Genomic DNA, 17115 nt, shown 5'->3' with positions numbered 1-17115 from the left:
GCTTTAGTGTTTAAAAATCCTTTCTTTTTGTATTTGTTAGTGAGATAGTTTTTGGTTGTGGCGATAAGGTTTTCAGTAATTTTTTGACCAGTTTTAAGATTGTTTTCGTCTATAACCTCTTCTTTTTTACTTTTTCTCACTCCTTCTATACTAAGGTCTTTAAGCTCTGGTAAATCGATAAGTTTAATTTCTAAATTAGCTGAATTGCCATCAATATTGGTGACATATATATCGATGCTACTAAATAAATTAGATTTCCATAGTGTTTTTACAGCATTTGCTATTTTTTCTCCACCAACTTGTATTTCTTCATTCTTTCTAAGCTTGGAGTAAGCAATAATAGTTTGTGCACTAAAGTTAGTGTTTCCTGTAACCGTAATTTCTTTAATTAAGTATTTTTCTCCACCTTCAATTTGAGCATTACTTGCTATTGAATATGTGAAAAGTAATACAGTGCAAATGAGTTTAGTAAAGGTGTTCAATACTGTTTTATTAGGTAAGTTGTTCGCTTGTTTTTCCAAATCTTCGTTCTCTGTTTTGATAATTTATAAGCGCTTCATATAGATCCTCTTTTTTGAAATCTGGCCATAAAATATCTGTAAAATATAATTCTGCATAGGCTATTTGCCAAAGCAAAAAATTACTAATCCGTTGCTCACCACTTGTGCGAATAAGTAGGTCAACATCTGGTAAATTTTGCGTGTAAAGATGCTTATTTATAATGGATTCGTCAATACTTTCTGTAGAAATTATATTATTTTTAACTTTAAGTGACAATTCTTTAATAACATTAACAATTTCTTCACGAGAACCATAGCTTAATGCTAAAGTTAATGTCATATTTGTATTATTTTTTGTTTTCTCTATAACATCTAAAAGTTCTTTGTGTGCTTTTTTAGGTAAGTCACTTAAGTTTCCTATTGCAGATAACTTTATGTTATTGTCTTGTAAGGTCTTTATTTCTTTTTTGAGAGACTTTACTAAAAGCTTCATTAAGGTTTGTACTTCTAGTTTTGGTCTGTTCCAGTTTTCTGTAGAAAAAGCATATAAGGTTAAGTGCTTAATACCTAATTCGGCACTAGTTTCAACAGTTTCTCTAACAGATTTTGTGCCGTTTTCATGACCAATAACACGCATAAAACCTTGCTGTTTTGCCCAACGACCATTTCCATCCATAATAATTGCTATATGGTTGGGAAGCTTCTCTTTATTTATTTGTTCTTTAAGACTCATTTAAAAATTGCAATAACAAGGTCTTCTACCAAAGGTGTAAGTTAATGTAATTCCTGAAAATACATACCAATCATTACTATTAGTATTCCCAAAACTAAATTGTTCTCTAAACTTATTATCTGGAACACTACCATCTAATTCGTCTGAAAATGTATAACGAGCACCGATTTCTGCTGCCAAAATAAGATGATTAGATATGTTTGTTTTGTAGCCTAAAACCATAGGGATTCCATATGCCCAACTACTTGTGTTTTCTGAAACTATTTCGCCAGCTTGATTAAAATAAAAATTATCGTGATTGGCAAGTGTAATACCAGTATATAAATATGGCGTGCCTTTGATGCCACTTGTATGTAAATCGAAATCTAAGAATGTAAATTCCATACCAGCCGATATTTCTAAAATACTCGTATTAAAGCTATAACCACGTTGTATACGTCTTGGATCATCTGATTTTCCGTCTATACCTTCTAAATCTGAAAAAATTACTGATGCTCTAAAAGAGTGTCTAGGGCTTCTATTCCATTTTACGATAGCTCCAAATGCTCCTTGATTTGGCGAGATGTAGTCTGTTGCACCAACATCACCAATAAAATTGCTTCCGCCAACAAATACACCAACCTCATAGATTTGAGCATCAGAGTTTTTGGCTATAAAAAGCGTTAATAAAATTAGAAAAAAATACCTCATAAATTTTTCAAAGTTTGCAAATATAACAATTATGATTTGTGTTAAATAATTTGACACAAATAGTATTACAGATAAACAGATTTTGATTGTGTTTATTGCCTAATTACGACGATCTTCTCCCCAAAGTAGTTTTTTTCGAAGGGTGTCTAAAAAAGTTTCGTCTAGAAGCTCTACCATTTTAATTACGAAGTTTGCTTTTTTTACCATTACAACAGTTGTGTTTGGTAATGTGACTATCCTTGAGTCTAATGACATTAAAAACTGATCTTCTCTACCATTTACTTTAAAACTCACTGTTGTATTGTCTGGAATAATTAATGGACGTGCACTAAGATTGTGAGGTGCAATAGGTGTTAATGCAAAATTCTTTGCATCTGGTGTAATAACTGGTCCTCCACAACTTAATGAATAGCCAGTTGATCCTGTTGGTGTTGAAAGAATTAAACCATCTGCCCAATAAGATGTTAGGTACTCATCATTGAGATGTGTTTCTACGGTTATCATAGAGGTTGTATTCTTTCTGCTAATTGCAATTTCATTTAGCGCGAAATGTGTTTCTTCTATATCATTATGTTTAGGTAGAGTGTCAATACTTAATAATGAACGTTCAGAAATTTTATACTCACCTTTAAATATTTCAGAAAGTGCAGATTCTATTTCATCTGTTTGGATGGTGGCCAAGAATCCTAATCGACCTGTGTTAATACCAACAATAGGAATGCCTAAATCTCTAACATAAGTAATGGCTCTTAAAATTGTTCCATCACCACCAATACTAACTAACAAATCATAACTAGCATTTAAATCTGTAAAGGTATTAACTGCTGAATTATTTTTGATGGTGCTGTTTTGTAGATTCAAAAAAGCGGTTTCAATATAAATACCAACTTTATGGTCTAAAAGCACTTCCAACAGGATTTTAAAGGCTTTTTGAGTTGCTTCTTTTGCATAATTCTGTCCATATACTGCTACTTTCATCACTTACATGTTTAGGTATTTGTCTAAATATTGAGAGCGTTCTTTCAAGCTTTCGATATAAGAATCTTCTTCGTGACCAGAGATAATATTATAACTATAACGTCTAAAAGTGTGAATGACATCATTAACACTGGCATTACCAATTTTTATAGTTATTCTAACTAAATCACTATCCATTTTAGAAATAAATGCACCTAATAATTTAGCATCATTAGATTCTACAATCTGGCTAATTTCACTAAAAGAATAATCATGAATGCCTTTTTCAACAATTAAAATCCCACCAGGTTCAGAGAAAAAGGGTGTTTCATTAAACAAGTGAATGATATCGTTGAGTTCGTAATAGCCAAGATATTTATTTTTATAATCTAATATTGGCATTACGTTAGAATCATTTTGAGCAAATGCTTCGAGAACATCTAACCAATTGGTTGTTGGTCTTACAAAAAAACCTTCTATAGAATGGGTGCATTCGCTTATTGACTTTGCACTTTCAAAACAATGCGCATCAGTTTCAGAAATGCAACCTAAATAAACACCATCTTTTTGAATAGGAATATGAGAATATGTCAACTGATTAAATAGCAATTGTAAATCACTAACATTGTCAGTTATATTGAGCGGTTTTATGTCATTTATCACTAAATCTTGTAGCTGCATAATGGGGTTTAAATATCTTGCAAATTAATCAAAAATTACCATAATATGCATCTCCTACTTCGTATTTTTGTGATTCAAAACCTATTAAAATGACAAAGCTAAGTGTTAATATAAATAAGATTGCAACGCTAAGAAATAGTAGAGGAGGCGATTTACCTAATGTGGTGCAATTTGCTAAAGATGTACAGCGTTTTGGTGCGGAAGGAGTTACAATTCATCCAAGGCCAGATGAACGCCATATACGTTATCAAGATGCTTACGACTTAAAACCAGAAGTCTATACGGAATATAATATTGAAGGGAATCCAATTCCTAAGTTTGTAGACATGGTTTTAGATATTAAACCAACTCAGGTAACCTTAGTGCCAGATTCAGTTGATGCGATTACCTCAAATGCTGGTTGGGATACAATTAAGCATAAAGATTTTTTGGTGGAAGTGGTTAAGGAGTTTAAAAGTAATGGAATTAGAACATCCATATTTGTAGATGCAGATTTACGTCAAATTGAAGGTGCTAAAGAAACAGGCGCAGACAGAATAGAGCTTTATACTGAAGCTTTTGCGCATCAATATAGTTTGGGAAAGAAAGAAGCTATAAGACCGTATATGGAGTGTGCAGGATTGGCTAACACGTTGCAACTGGGTATTAATGCTGGTCATGATTTGTCTCTTGAAAATATTAAATTCTTTAAAGAAAACATTACAGGTTTATTAGAAGTATCAATAGGGCATGCTTTAATTGCTGAAAGTTTGTATTTGGGGATTGAAAATGTAATAGGGATGTATTTAGATAAGTTGAAATGATATTACATTCAAACACATTTGGAGAAGGAAAACCATTTGTAATTCTACACGGTTTTTTAGGAATGGGAGATAACTGGAAAACTTTAGCTAGGCAATTTTCTGAATCTAATTTTGAAATGCACTTAGTAGATCAACGTAATCATGGACGTAGTTTTCATTCAGATGATTTTGATTATGAGCTAATGGCTGAAGATTTAAAATACTATTGTGAAGTTAATAAACTAAACGATATTATTCTGTTAGGACATTCCATGGGAGGAAAAACAGCAATGTTATTCGCAACAAAATATCCTGAATTAGTTAGCAAACTATTAGTAGCAGATATTTCACCACGTTATTATCCTGTGCATCACGATGCTATCTTGGAAGGTTTGAGTAGTTTAAGTTTTACAGAAATAAAAAGTAGAGGACAAGCAGATAAAACTTTAAGCAACTACATACAAGAAGCTGGAATTCGTATGTTCTTACTCAAAAATTTATATTGGGTAAAAAAAGGGCAATTAGGCTTAAGAATCAATTTAGATGTTCTTAAAGAAAATGTCTCAGAAGTAGGTGAAGCTTTACCAATACATTCAACTTTCGATAAGAAAACCTTGTTTTTACGAGGAGACCGTTCAGAATATATTGGAGAATCAGATGAAACTATAATTCAAAGGCATTTCATTAATTCAGAGATTGAAACCATTACAAATGCAGGTCATTGGTTGCATGCTGAGAATCCTAAAGATTTTTATGATGCAGTCATAAATTTCATTTAAATTTAGAGGCGATTACGCTTATCACATAAATATATTTACAATATGAAATCCATTTTTGTTATCCTCTTACTTCTATTAAGTATTAATTTCTCATTTGCTCAAGCCATACCAAATGGTCCATTTCAAGATTATTACGATTCTGGTGAGTTAAAAATCGAAGGTCAGTATAAAAACAAAAAGAAAGTTGGTGAGTGGAAGCGCTATTATAAAGATGGTCAAATTTCTCGATTATATAGCTATAATAAAGGTAAGCTAAACAAGGAAGAGGTTTCCTATTATAAAAATGGAAAGGTCAGTAACAAAACGGAAAAAGTAGGAGAAGATTATATAAGTTTCGGTTATTACAAAAGCGGAGAGTTAAATTATGAAAAGCAACAAAAAACAGGCTATTATAAGAGTTATTACAAAAGTGGAGCAATAGACATTGAAGCTAATTATTTAGAATACGAACTTGTTGGAATATGGAAGAAGCACTACGAAAATGGTCAAATTAAATGGCTGGTTGAATATAAGAATGGCTACAGAGATGGTGTATACAAAAACTTTTACGAGAATGGAGATCTAAAACTAGAAGGTAATAACTCTAAGGATAAATTAGATGGTGAAGAAAAAAGATACTTAGCAAATAATGTCTTGGAGTGGAAAGGGAATTACTCAAAAGGTTTTTTAGCTAAAACTTGGACAAAGTATGATGCTGATGGAAAAAAGATAGAAAAGATTAAATTTAAAGATGGAGTAGTTAGTAAATCTGAATTTTTAGATGTTTTAAAACCCACAAAAGTTGAGGATGGTGTTATTGAGCGTGTGCCAATTTATCCTGGCTGTGAAGCTTTGCTAACAAATAAAACAAGAAAAAAATGCATGAACCAAAATGTTGCTCAGTTCATTGCTAAAAATTTCAATACAGATATTGCAAAAGATAACAAGATAACGGGAAGACAAAAAATTAATGTCATATTCAAAATAAATAAAGACGGAAGAATTTTTGGTGTTAAGGCTAGAAATAAACACGAATCACTCAGAACTGAGGCTATCCGAGTATTGAGTAGGTTACCTATTATAAAACCAGGAATGCAAAGAGGAAAACCTGTAATAGTTCCATTTGCGATACCAATAGTTTTTCAAGTGCAATAAATCAACAAAGAAGTATTATGAACATATTAATCAAACTGTTACTTAACGCCATTGCTGTTTTTGTACTTGCAGAAGTACTAAAGGGAGTCTATGTAGATAGTTACATTACCTCTTTAATTGCTGCAGCAGTATTATCCGTACTTAATGTATTGATAAAGCCAATTTTAATCATTTTAACATTGCCAGTAACAATTCTAACATTAGGATTGTTTCTTTTTGTAATTAATGCACTTATTATTTTGTTGGCGGATAAACTTATTGATGGGTTTAGTGTAGATGGCATCTGGACAGCCATTCTTTTTAGTGTCCTTTTATGCATTCTTCAATCGCTATTACATTCGTTCCTAAAAAAAGATAAAAAGTAGCTTGTAAAAGCTATTGTAATCAAACGTTTAAAACTATTGTTGGGTTGTAAAAAATATTGTATTTTTGCAGCCCAATTTTAGTTTCAAGAAAATGAACATTACAAGAGAAAACATCGATGCATTAAATGCAGTTGTAACAGTTGATATCGCTAAAGAAGATTATAGCGATAAAGTAGAAAAAATCTTAACAGATTACCGTAAGTCTGCAAACATTCCTGGTTTTAGAAAAGGTCATGTGCCAATGGGAATGGTGAAAAAGCAATATGGTAAAGCTGTATTGGTAGATGAGGTAAATAAATTATTACAAGATGCACTTGGTAAGTATTTAGTAGAAGAGAAACTAGATGTTTTAGGTAATCCATTACCAAAACCACAAGATGACTTAGATTGGGATGCAGATGCATTTTCTTTTGAGTTCGAATTAGGCCTAGCGCCAGAATTCGATGTGAACTTAAAAAGTAAAAAAGCAATCACTCATTACAGTATCGTTGCTGATGATAAAATGATCAATAATCAAATTGAGCATATCCAAAAGCAATATGGAAAAATTGTTTCTCAAACAGAAGCGATAAACGATTCTGAAATTACAGGAACTTTTTTCAACGAAGAAAAAGGAATTGATAATTCTACAATGATCACTTTAGATAAATTGAAAGGAAAAACAAATCCTAAGAAATTTATTGGAGCCAAGGTAGGTGATATCGTTACGTTAAAAACTAAGGGTTTGTTTAATGACGATCACGATTTAATGACGTTCTTAAAAGTGTCTCATGATGATGCTCATGGTTTAAATGTTGAAGTGAATTTTGAAATCACTGAAATTAACGGAAGAGAATTAGCAGATTTAGATCAAGAGTTATTCGATAAGTTATTCGGAAAAGGAATTGTAACGTCTGTAACTGAATTGAAAGATAAAATCAAAGAAGATTCAGAAAAGCAATTTGTACAACAAGGGGATCAGAAATTATTGAATGATGTTACTGAATATTTAGTTGAGAATACAAAATTCGATTTGCCATCAAGTTTCTTACAGAAATGGATGCAAACAGCTGGTGAAGAAGAAATGTCAGAAGAGCAAGCTAAAGAAGAATACGAAAAGTCTGAAAAAAGCATGCGTTATCAATTAATAGAAGGGAAGTTAATCCAAGATAATAAGCTTCAAGTTCAGTTTGAGGATTTAAAAGCTTATTCAATGGAAATGATAAAAGGACAGATGGCTCAATTTGGTCAAATGAATCCTTCAGAAAAAGAATTAGAGGATATTGCAGCACGTATTTTAGGGAACCAAGAAGAAGTGAAGCGTTTGTCTGAGCAGTTAATGAGTCAGAAATTATTAGTCTTCTACAAGACTGAAGCAAATATTAAGACAAAAGAAATTACATATGACGATTTTGTTAAAGAATTTTACAGTTAATCGTTATTGAATAAATTAGTATCTTTAAGGCGTAGAACTGAAAAGTTTTACGCTTTTTTTATGCTGATTATCTCAAGAAAATCAGCATAAGTCCTCAATTGTTGCACTGGGCTTGTCTAAGTGTCAATTCAGGATCTATAAAAAACAAATTTCATTAATTTAAAAGATTAAACTTTACATGGATTACGGAAAAGAATTTGAAAAATTTGCAATAAAAGACCAAGGTATAAATAGCAATTATTACAGTAAGATTATAGAGAGCATGTATCCTTCAAACATGACTCCAAATATCATTGAAGAACGTCAAATGAATATTGCTGTTTTTGATGTGTTTTCACGTTTAATGATGGATCGTATTATATTTTTAGGTACTGGTGTTAACGATCATGTAGCAAATATTATACAAGCACAATTGTTATTCTTACAAAGTACTGATGCTTCAAAAGATATTCAGATTTATATCAATTCTCCAGGAGGTTCAGTATATGCTGGTTTAGGTATTTATGATACCATGCAATTTGTAAAGCCAGATGTTGCTACAATTTGTACAGGTATTGCAGCTTCTATGGCAGCAGTATTGTTATGTGCTGGTGAAAAAGGAAAACGATCTGCATTAACACATTCTCGTGTAATGATTCACCAAGTGAGTAGTGGTACTCAAGGTCAGTTAAGTGATATGGAAATTGCCTTAAAGGAAACCATAAGAGTAAAAGAAGAATTATATGAAGTTATCGCAAATCATTCTGGACAAACAATTGAGCAAGTAGAGAAAGATTCTGATAGAGATTATTGGATGCGCTCACAAGAAGCTTTGGAATACGGAATGATTGACGAAGTATTGAAACGCAAGTAATCCCTTATAATTACGACTATTAATTCCTAAGAAGAATTTAAATTATGGCAAAAGAAGAATTAGAATGTTCATTTTGTGGTAGAAAGAAGCCAGAAACAAGTTTACTTATTGCAGGCTTAGATGCTCATATCTGTGATCGTTGTATAGAACAAGCGCATGGTATTGTCATTGAAGAGTCTAAACAAAGTGATAATTCGGAGCTAAGTGCGGAATTAATGCTTAGAAAGCCTAAAGAAATTAAGGCATTTCTAGACGAATATATTATTGGGCAAGAATATACTAAGCGAGTGATGTCTGTTGCAGTATATAATCACTACAAACGATTATTGCAACCTCCATCTGATGATGATATTGAAATACAAAAGAGTAATATCATAATGGTTGGACAGACTGGTACAGGTAAAACATTAATGGCTAAAACTATTGCCAAGATGTTAAACGTGCCATTAGCAATAGTAGATGCAACTGTATTGACAGAAGCTGGTTATGTTGGAGAGGATGTAGAAAGTATTTTAACTCGTTTGTTGCAAGCAGCGGATTATAATTTAGAAAAAGCTGAGCGTGGAATCGTTTTTATAGATGAAATCGATAAAATTGCTCGTAAAAGTGATAACCCTTCTATAACTAGAGATGTATCTGGTGAAGGTGTTCAGCAAGCTTTATTAAAACTCCTAGAAGGTACTGTTGTTAATGTACCACCAAAAGGAGGTCGTAAGCATCCAGATCAAAAGTTTATTGAAGTAAATACAGAACACATTTTATTTATTGCTGGTGGAGCTTTTGACGGTATTGAGCGTGTGATTACAAAACGTTTAAATATGCAAGCCATAGGTTATAGTTCTATCAATTCTGATGACGCTATAGATGATGATAATATTCTTCAATACATTATTCCTAAGGATTTAAAAGATTTTGGATTAATACCAGAAATTATTGGACGTTTACCAGTGTTAACTCATATGGATCCTTTAGATGCAAATACGTTGAGAGCAATTTTAACAGAACCAAAAAATGCCATTATCAAACAATATAAAAAGTTGTTTTTAATGGATGAAGTTCAGTTTACCATTACTGAAGGTGCATTAAATTACATCGTAGGAAAAGCGATAGAATACAAACTTGGTGCACGTGGATTACGTTCACTCTGTGAAGAAATTTTTACAGAAGCAATGTTTGAATTGCCAGGTTCTGGTGAAACAAAGTTTAATGTTACTAAAACTTATGCAGAAGATAGATTGTCTAAATCAACGCTAAAGAAGTTGAAGGCTGTGTCTTAAAAACAAGACTTTTTAATAAAAATAAAACCACAATTTCAATATTAGAAATTGTGGTTTTTTTGTTGTGTTAGGATTGATTAATTTAATATTGCATGGCAATATTTTTATAATAACTTAAGGGATTTTTAATAATAAATAGCACATTTATTTACTGCAAGGTATAAGCTTCAATTAAAGTAAGCTGTATTTATTTTATTTTTTGGCTAAAGCTTATTTAATTATCGTTGTATGAAATTTTAATGCATTTTTTTTCGGTAAACAACTAAGGCTTCATTTTATTTAAACTTACTTTAGAAGAGAGTTTTAAAATAGCTTTTAACCTGTTTTCTTCAGATTGAAATTTAAGCGAGTAGTCTTCAAACCCTTCTTTTAACACCTTTATTTGATAATTTTCAAAAGGCTTTATCCTAAAACTATAAGAAGCGTCACTACTAGTGATTTGGCGCTCGATTTCTTTGCCAGCACTATTTAATAATACAACAGTTGCATTAGGAAGTATCTTATCTTCCTCTGTAATTACTATGCCACGTAATTCTTGATATAAAGTTCTAGATTTAAATCTGTATAAGTTATAGGTATTGTTTTTATTGTTTTTGTTAGATGAGAATACTCCTTTTTTATCGTCAATAAATATAAACCCAATTTCATCCTTGTCTGAGTTAATAGAGCGACCAAGGTTTCTTGGACTCTGATAATTATCTGTAGTTATAGATGAAATAAATATATCATAACCACCAATACTGCCATGGCCTTTTGAAGAAAAGAATAATTCTTTTTGCTCCTTATTTGTATATGGATATTTTTCATCTTCAGAAGAATTAATAGTGCTTCCTAAGTTTTCGTATTTACCTATGTTTCCATTTTCGCTGATTTTTGCTTTATAAATATCAAATCCACCAAAGCCATCTTTCATGTTAGAGGAGAAGTATAGGAATTGTCCATCAGACGATACATGTGGATTTTCTATTGAATAGCCATCACTATTTATATCTAATTCTATCTCATTCACCCATTTGCCATAAGAATCCTTTTTTAACTCTGCTTTAAATAATTTATAGTGAGATGAATTTTTTCTTGTGCTTCGTGTGTAGTAAATAGTATGTTCATCTGGTGAAAATGCTACTTGTCCTTCATTAGCTTTTGTGTTTAAAATTCTACTAAACAATAAAGGTTGCGACAATTCTCCATAAGCTTTAATATCTGCGCAAAATAAGTCTGTATATGGCTCGTTTGTATTTGGATTTATTCCGTTTCCAAAGCCTCCAATTTTTTTAGAAGAGACGATTATCAATTTATTTCTAAATGTGGTACTCGCTATTTCGGAATATTTTGAGTTAATTTTTGAGACATTAACAGTATAAGTATAACCACTTTTATTGAGGTCATCAACTTTGATGTTTTTTACTGGGTCAGTTTTGTAAAACGATGTGTAGGCACAAAACATCACTGCTGTCAACAACACATGAAGTGTAGATTTCATAACGTAGGGATAATGATTAATAGCTTTAGCAAAGTACTCTTAAGCCATTTAGACTAATGAAATTGTGAAATATATTAGATGAGACTCCATTTTATCCGACAATTAAGAAGTGTTTACGGATTTCTTCGATGAAATTAACGCTGTTTATCGATTGTTTAGACGTAATAATTCGTCAACATAATCTCTAGAATTAGACAAACGCGGCACTTTATGCTGTCCGCCAAGCTTATCGTTTTCTTTTAACCAATCGTAGAATAGGTTTGGCCTTGCCATGTGAATAGTTGGCTTATTTAACGTCATATTGTTATAACGCTTGGCTTCGTAATCAGAGTTTAATGCTTTTAATGCGTTATCAAATAATTCACTAAAATAGTTGATGCTCTCAGGTGGTGTTTTAAACTCAATAATCCATTCGTGTGCTCCTTTTTCTTTGCCTTCCATAAAAATTGGTGCTGCAGTATAATCTACGACTTCGGCTGAGGTGCGCTTGCAAACTTTCTTTAATGCATCTTCCGCATTTTCAATAATCAGCTCTTCACCAAAAGCATTAATATGGTGTTTAGTGCGACCAGAAACTTTTATTCTATGTGGACTTAAACTTACAAAGCGAATAGTGTCACCAATTTTATAACGCCAAAGTCCTGCATTAGTGGTTATTACAACTGCATAATTGGTGTTGAGTTTTACATCGCTCAAAGGAATTACTCTCTGTTCAAGTGTACCATACGTATCCATTGGAATGAACTCATAGAAAATCCCATAGTCTAGCATAAGTAACAAGTCACCTGAATTATTTTGGTCTTGTATAGCAAAGAAACCTTCTGATGCATTATAGATTTCGTAATATTTAAATTCTTTTTTAGGAAGGATAGCTTTGTATTGATCTATATAAGGGTTGAAACTCACTCCTCCATGAAAGTAAACTTCTAGATTTGGCCAAATATCAAAAAGACTATCTTTTTCTGTTTTATCTAAAACATTATTAAGTAAAACGAGCATCCAAGAAGGCACTCCTGTTAAGCTCGTCACATTTTCATTAATGGTTTCATCTACAATAGCTCCCATTTTGGTTTCCCATTCGCTCATTAATGAAACTCTACTACTAGGTGTGCTACTGAATTCGGCCCAAAAAGGCATGTTATCTATAAGAATAGCACTTAAATCACCGAATATAGTTCCGTTTTCTTTGTAAAGCTCTTTACTACCTCCAAGACGTAGGCTTTTACCTGTAAACATTTGAGAGCCTTCATTATTGTTAAGGTACATGCATAATAAATCTTTACCACCTGCATAATGACAATCTTCAAGAGATTCTGTACTAACAGGAATAAATTTACTCTTTGCATTAGTCGTTCCGCTCGATTTTGCGAACCATTTAATAGGTCGTGGCCAAAATATATTTTGCTCACCATTACGAGAGCGTTCTATTAAGGGTTGAAAGACTTCATAATTAACTACAGGAACACGTTCATTAAAATCTTTATAAGATTTTATGGAGGCAAAATCATATTGTCGCCCAATTTCAGTGTCTTTAGCTATTTTTAGTAAACTAAAAAGCAATTCATTTTGTACCTCATTAGGATATTTAAGGAACAATTCAATCTGATGAAATCGTTTCTTCAAAAACCAAGAAGCAATAGAATTTACAATAGGAATTGGCATGGATTAGCTATCTTTACTCTGATAATAGAACGTTAAAAATACTAAATTTCTTTTATGCTTTACACAGGTGTGCTTACAAAAATGCAAACGGAGTTTTTAGAACCAATACAATACTATTTGGTCTTTGAAAATGATTTTATTCATATGAATCAATTATTGAATAAAACAGTTGAGATGAAACTCGTTGGACATCAGTGCTTAAGTTGTGGTTTAGATCGACCAATTTATAGACAAGGCTTCTGTAAAACATGTTTTTTTGATAAACCTTTAGCTGGTGATTGGATAATGCGTCCAGAGTTAAGTACAGCGCATTTAAATAAAGAAGATCGTGATTTAGAATTCGAAAAGAAAGTACAGTTACAACCACATATCGTGTATTTGGCCAATTCGAGTAATGTGAAAGTTGGTGTAACAAGAAAAAGTCAAGTGCCAACACGTTGGATAGATCAAGGTGCACATGAAGCTGTGGAGATTGTTGAAGTCCCAAACCGATATCTCGCTGGTATTACTGAAGTTGCTCTAAAAGATTACGTAGCAGATAAAACCAACTGGAGAAAAATGTTGAAGAATGATATTGAAGATGAAAATCTTTTAGAATGGAGGCAACGTCTTAAACAATACATACCAGATGAAGCTAAAGATTATTTTATAGAGCGTAATTCTGAAACTCATATACATTTTCCAGTAGACCAATATCCAGAAAAACCTAATAGCTTAAATATTAAGAAGCAAATTGAATATTCTGGTAAATTAGTTGGTATAAAAGGGCAGTATCTCATTTTTGAGGACAATACAGTCTTTAATATTAGGGCTAATGAAGGTTTTGTAGTCGATATTTCTATTTAAATAATAGAATTAAATGATTATTCTATTACCAACAAAAAAAGAGCAATATTTCTATTGCTCTAGTATATTGTAAATACGTAGATTAAAATCTATACGTTTTCAGCGTCTCTTAAACCCTGAATGTATTCAGCTTTCTGAATCTCTCTTCTTCTTTTAACAGAAGGTTTAGTGAAATAACGAGACTCTCTTAAGTTCTGCATAATTTGCACATTTCTGTGTTTACGCTTATAACGCTTAAGTGCACGTTCTATATTTTCTCCTTCTTTTATTTCGATTTTAATCATTTATCGATATATTTTTGTTATCTAATTCTTGCAAATGGTCGGCAAATATATACTAACTATTTGAAAATAAAAAATTAATTATCCTAAATATGTCTTTAAAATCTTGCTCTTACTTGCGTGTCTTAATCTACGAATACCTTTTTCTCTAATTTGTCTAACACGTTCTCGTGTTAAATCGTAGATTCCACCTATTTCTTCTAGAGTCATTGGTGGTTGATCGCCTATACCAAAATTTAAACGAATGACATCACTTTCCTTTTGAGTTAACGTTTCTAAAGCACGTTCAACTTCTAGGTTTAAAGATTCTTTCATTAAGTTTTTATCTGGTCTAGGAGACTCACTCGCACTTACTACATCATATAAACTAAATGTTTCGCCATCTTTTAATGGTGCATCCATTGATAAGTGACGTCCAGAGTTTTTCATAGACTGCTTAACTTCTCGTGGACTAAGATCTAATTCGCGTGCAATTTCTTCAGCATTTGGAGGTCTTTGGTGAAGTTGCTCTAAATGTGAAAACGCTTTATTAATTTTATTGATTGTACCAATCTTATTTAATGGTAAACGTACAATACGAGATTGCTCTGCTAATGCCTGAAGAATAGCTTGTCTAATCCACCATACTGCATAAGATATAAATTTAAAACCTCTAGTCTCATCAAAACGTTTTGCTGCTTTTACTAAGCCAGCATTACCTTCGTTAATTAAATCTGGAAGTTTTAAACCTTGATTTTGATATTGCTTAGCTACAGAAACAACAAAGCGTAAATTCGCTGTTGTTAATTTATCTAATGCAACTTGATCACCTTTACGTATAAGTTGTGCCAATTCTACTTCTTCCTCTGCTGTAATCAAAGGAATCTTGCTGATATCTTGAAGATATTTATCTAAGGATTTATCTTCTCTATTGGTAACTTGCTTGGTGATTTTTAATTGCCTCATGTATCCTTTTTAAAATTTGTGAACCCTCATTATAACTTTATATCTTAGAAAAGCAAATAAAATTGTAATTATTAACGAAAATTGGGAAAAATAGATTGATTTTAGACCAATCGCACTAATTTTTAGTGGAATCTTTGGCTTTTTTGTCTTTTGATTTTTTATTTCCGCCTAAAAGACCTCCCAAAACAGAATTGAGACCTTCTTTAATTGGGTCTGTCGATTTAGTGCTATCCGTTTTAGTTTTTGTAGAATCGGTTTTAGTACTATTTGAGTTTCCGTCTAAAAGACCTCCTAATAAATCTTTGACTTTATCTTTTCCTTGATTAAGTAATTTTTGTTTTTGTATTTCAATCAATTGTTTGGTTAAACTTGAAACTCCACTTGTTAAATCCGTAGTAATCTGTGGACTTGTAAATGTACCTCCAATATTTGCGGTTACTGGTATTTTTATTTGATCAACTTCATCATCATTTATCTTTCCAATTAAACGATTTACTTCTCCGCCCAAATATTTTGCTGGCACTTGTAGAACAGCACTATAATTCATTGTATTTGAAAAATTATGTGTTCCTGATACTTCAATAGGAATGTCATTATAATTGATAGTAAATGGTTTTACGGAGACCTGACCATTATCAAAGCTTAATTTTGTTTTCAGATCCTTTAAATCTAATTTATCAAAATCTATAAAATCGAGTTTACTGTCTAAACCAGATAAAATAGCACTTTGGTTGGCATTGACTTTGCTGGTTAGAATTTCGGCTAAAGCGTTACCAGTAATGGTGGAGAGGTCAGGAGAAAAGTTTTTGTCTAAAAATCCACTGACATCTATAGTAGAGTTTAATTTTCCTTGCAAGACTTTAGCAATTGGAGCTAAAGCTTTAAGCATTTCTATACCTTCAAAGGATTGCGAAATATCAAACTGTTGCATAGCCAGTTTCATATCAAATTTTGGCTTAGCTTCTTTTGTTGATACATTTCCTGAAATACCAAGCTGGCCATTAAACATATCTGTAGTCATGTTTCTTAGATTGGCATTTTGATCTTTGATTAGTAATTCTCCTTTTACATTTTTCAGTGTTAAATTATCGTATAACACTGTTTTTGCATTTGCAGTGATTGTACAGTCTAAAAAATCTGGAATCTTAAGCGATTCAGAATCTGAGGTCGTTTTATTAGAAGTCTTATTTACTGTTTCATCTTCTACCATAAAATCTGAAATAGCAAACGTATTAGAATTCACATTAAAATTTCCTTGAAGCTTTTTGTCACTCAATAAAAACCCAAGCAAATTATTAATGGTTCCTGTTGCTGAAAAATCACTCTTTCCTGTTAAGGCATCAAAACTATTTAGACTAACGGTTCCTGGTTTGAGGGTTAGGTCTGCTTTGTTAATTTGAATGGGATTCACAATATCTTCAGAAGAAAATATAAAATCTGAAATTGAAACGCTACCATTGTTTTTAATACGCTGATATGCGTTGGTTTCTATAGCGTTCATGTCAAAAGCAGTGTTCAGCTTTCCTTTTAAAATACCACTTAGTTGATTTTCTAATTCAACAGGATAAGCTTTAGAAATGTTAGCCAAGTTTAAAACACCGTCTAAATTGGCATTAACTAGCATATTACCAGTTAAGTTTTTAATGTGAGCTTCAGATTTAAAAATGTCTTTATCTATTTTAAAGTCGAGTTTATTAATATCAATAAAAGTATCATCTATATTACCTGTTGAGTTT

General features: G+C 31.9%; 18 protein-coding genes. 8 read left to right on the top strand and 10 right to left on the bottom strand.

All coding sequences use genetic code 11. The annotated features are described in order from the left end of the window. The 5 genes from QZZ53_RS13455 to QZZ53_RS13435 all read right to left on the bottom strand — a co-directional run. Positions 1 to 521: POTRA domain-containing protein (locus tag QZZ53_RS13455; RefSeq protein ID WP_296385554.1), on the bottom strand; the 521-nt coding region annotated here is incomplete at its 3' end. Continuing rightward, positions 493 to 1233, bottom strand: a complete 741-nt coding sequence (locus QZZ53_RS13450) for an isoprenyl transferase (protein ID WP_296385552.1) — start codon at positions 1231 to 1233, stop codon at positions 493 to 495. The genes QZZ53_RS13450 and QZZ53_RS13455, both read right to left, overlap by 29 nt. Next, positions 1234 to 1923 (bottom strand): DUF6089 family protein, encoded by a 690-nt coding sequence (locus tag QZZ53_RS13445; RefSeq protein WP_296385550.1) that lies wholly within the window; start codon positions 1921 to 1923, stop codon positions 1234 to 1236. 99 nt (positions 1924 to 2022) lie between these two features. Continuing rightward, entirely contained in the window at positions 2023 to 2901 is an 879-nt protein-coding gene (locus QZZ53_RS13440; protein ID WP_296385548.1) for an NAD kinase, read from the bottom strand. A gap of 3 nt (positions 2902 to 2904) precedes the next feature. After that, positions 2905 to 3561, bottom strand: a complete 657-nt coding sequence (locus QZZ53_RS13435; protein WP_296385546.1) for a CBS domain-containing protein — start codon at positions 3559 to 3561, stop codon at positions 2905 to 2907. Between the two features lie 89 nt (positions 3562 to 3650). Between QZZ53_RS13435 and QZZ53_RS13430 the strand changes: the two genes are divergently transcribed. From QZZ53_RS13430 to clpX, 7 genes are all read left to right on the top strand, one after another. Then, complete coding sequence (locus QZZ53_RS13430) at positions 3651 to 4364, top strand: pyridoxine 5'-phosphate synthase (protein WP_296385544.1); 714 nt, start codon at positions 3651 to 3653, stop codon at positions 4362 to 4364. Next, on the top strand, positions 4361 to 5122 hold the full coding sequence (locus QZZ53_RS13425; RefSeq protein ID WP_296385542.1) for an alpha/beta fold hydrolase: 762 nt from the start codon (positions 4361 to 4363) through the stop codon (positions 5120 to 5122). The genes QZZ53_RS13430 and QZZ53_RS13425 overlap by 4 nt, the downstream gene beginning before the upstream one ends. Positions 5123 to 5164: 42 nt before the next feature. Next, a complete protein-coding gene (locus QZZ53_RS13420; protein ID WP_296385540.1) occupies positions 5165 to 6256 on the top strand; it encodes an energy transducer TonB in 1092 nt (363 codons plus the stop codon). Positions 6257 to 6273: 17 nt separating this feature from the next. Further along, positions 6274 to 6621 carry a phage holin family protein gene (locus QZZ53_RS13415; RefSeq protein ID WP_296385537.1) on the top strand — a complete coding sequence of 116 codons (348 nt, stop codon included), beginning with the start codon at positions 6274 to 6276 and terminating at the stop codon, positions 6619 to 6621. 91 nt (positions 6622 to 6712) lie between these two features. Beyond that, entirely contained in the window at positions 6713 to 8035 is a 1323-nt protein-coding gene (gene tig, locus QZZ53_RS13410; protein WP_296385535.1) for a trigger factor, read from the top strand. Positions 8036 to 8213: 178 nt separating this feature from the next. Continuing rightward, positions 8214 to 8888 carry an ATP-dependent Clp protease proteolytic subunit gene (locus QZZ53_RS13405; RefSeq protein ID WP_296385534.1) on the top strand — a complete coding sequence of 225 codons (675 nt, stop codon included), beginning with the start codon at positions 8214 to 8216 and terminating at the stop codon, positions 8886 to 8888. 44 nt (positions 8889 to 8932) lie between these two features. Then, complete coding sequence (gene clpX, locus QZZ53_RS13400) at positions 8933 to 10165, top strand: ATP-dependent Clp protease ATP-binding subunit ClpX (protein ID WP_296385532.1); 1233 nt, start codon at positions 8933 to 8935, stop codon at positions 10163 to 10165. Between the two features lie 262 nt (positions 10166 to 10427). Here clpX and QZZ53_RS13395 read toward each other — a convergent pair whose 3' ends face one another. Together QZZ53_RS13395 and QZZ53_RS13390 are read right to left on the bottom strand one after the other, a co-directional pair. Continuing rightward, positions 10428 to 11645, bottom strand: coding sequence for a carboxypeptidase-like regulatory domain-containing protein (locus tag QZZ53_RS13395; RefSeq protein ID WP_296385530.1), 1218 nt, complete (start codon positions 11643 to 11645; stop codon positions 10428 to 10430). Positions 11646 to 11789: 144 nt separating this feature from the next. After that, positions 11790 to 13307, bottom strand: a complete 1518-nt coding sequence (locus QZZ53_RS13390) for a GH3 auxin-responsive promoter family protein (protein ID WP_296385528.1) — start codon at positions 13305 to 13307, stop codon at positions 11790 to 11792. A gap of 54 nt (positions 13308 to 13361) precedes the next feature. On the opposite strand from QZZ53_RS13390, the gene QZZ53_RS13385 reads away from it, so the two are divergent. After that, positions 13362 to 14153 (top strand): DUF2797 domain-containing protein, encoded by a 792-nt coding sequence (locus QZZ53_RS13385; protein ID WP_296385526.1) that lies wholly within the window; start codon positions 13362 to 13364, stop codon positions 14151 to 14153. Positions 14154 to 14242: 89 nt separating this feature from the next. On the opposite strand, the gene rpsU is transcribed toward QZZ53_RS13385, so the two are convergent. From rpsU to QZZ53_RS13370, 3 genes are all read right to left on the bottom strand, one after another. Continuing rightward, entirely contained in the window at positions 14243 to 14437 is a 195-nt protein-coding gene (rpsU, locus tag QZZ53_RS13380) for a 30S ribosomal protein S21 (protein ID WP_008269492.1), read from the bottom strand. A 78-nt stretch (positions 14438 to 14515) separates the two neighbouring features. Then, the gene (locus QZZ53_RS13375; protein ID WP_296385525.1) at positions 14516 to 15379 is read right to left on the bottom strand and encodes an RNA polymerase sigma factor RpoD/SigA; all 864 of its coding nucleotides are present in this window, start codon (positions 15377 to 15379) and stop codon (positions 14516 to 14518) included. A 115-nt stretch (positions 15380 to 15494) separates the two neighbouring features. Then, positions 15495 to 17115 (bottom strand): AsmA-like C-terminal region-containing protein (locus QZZ53_RS13370; RefSeq protein WP_296385523.1); only part of this gene is annotated, 1621 nt, incomplete at its 5' end.

It is taken from the genome of Winogradskyella sp. (genome assembly GCF_016744625.1).
Classification (GTDB): domain Bacteria; phylum Bacteroidota; class Bacteroidia; order Flavobacteriales; family Flavobacteriaceae; genus Winogradskyella.
The sequence above is the reverse complement of the archived record's forward strand: the minus strand, read 5'-3'. Positions and strand labels throughout refer to the sequence as shown.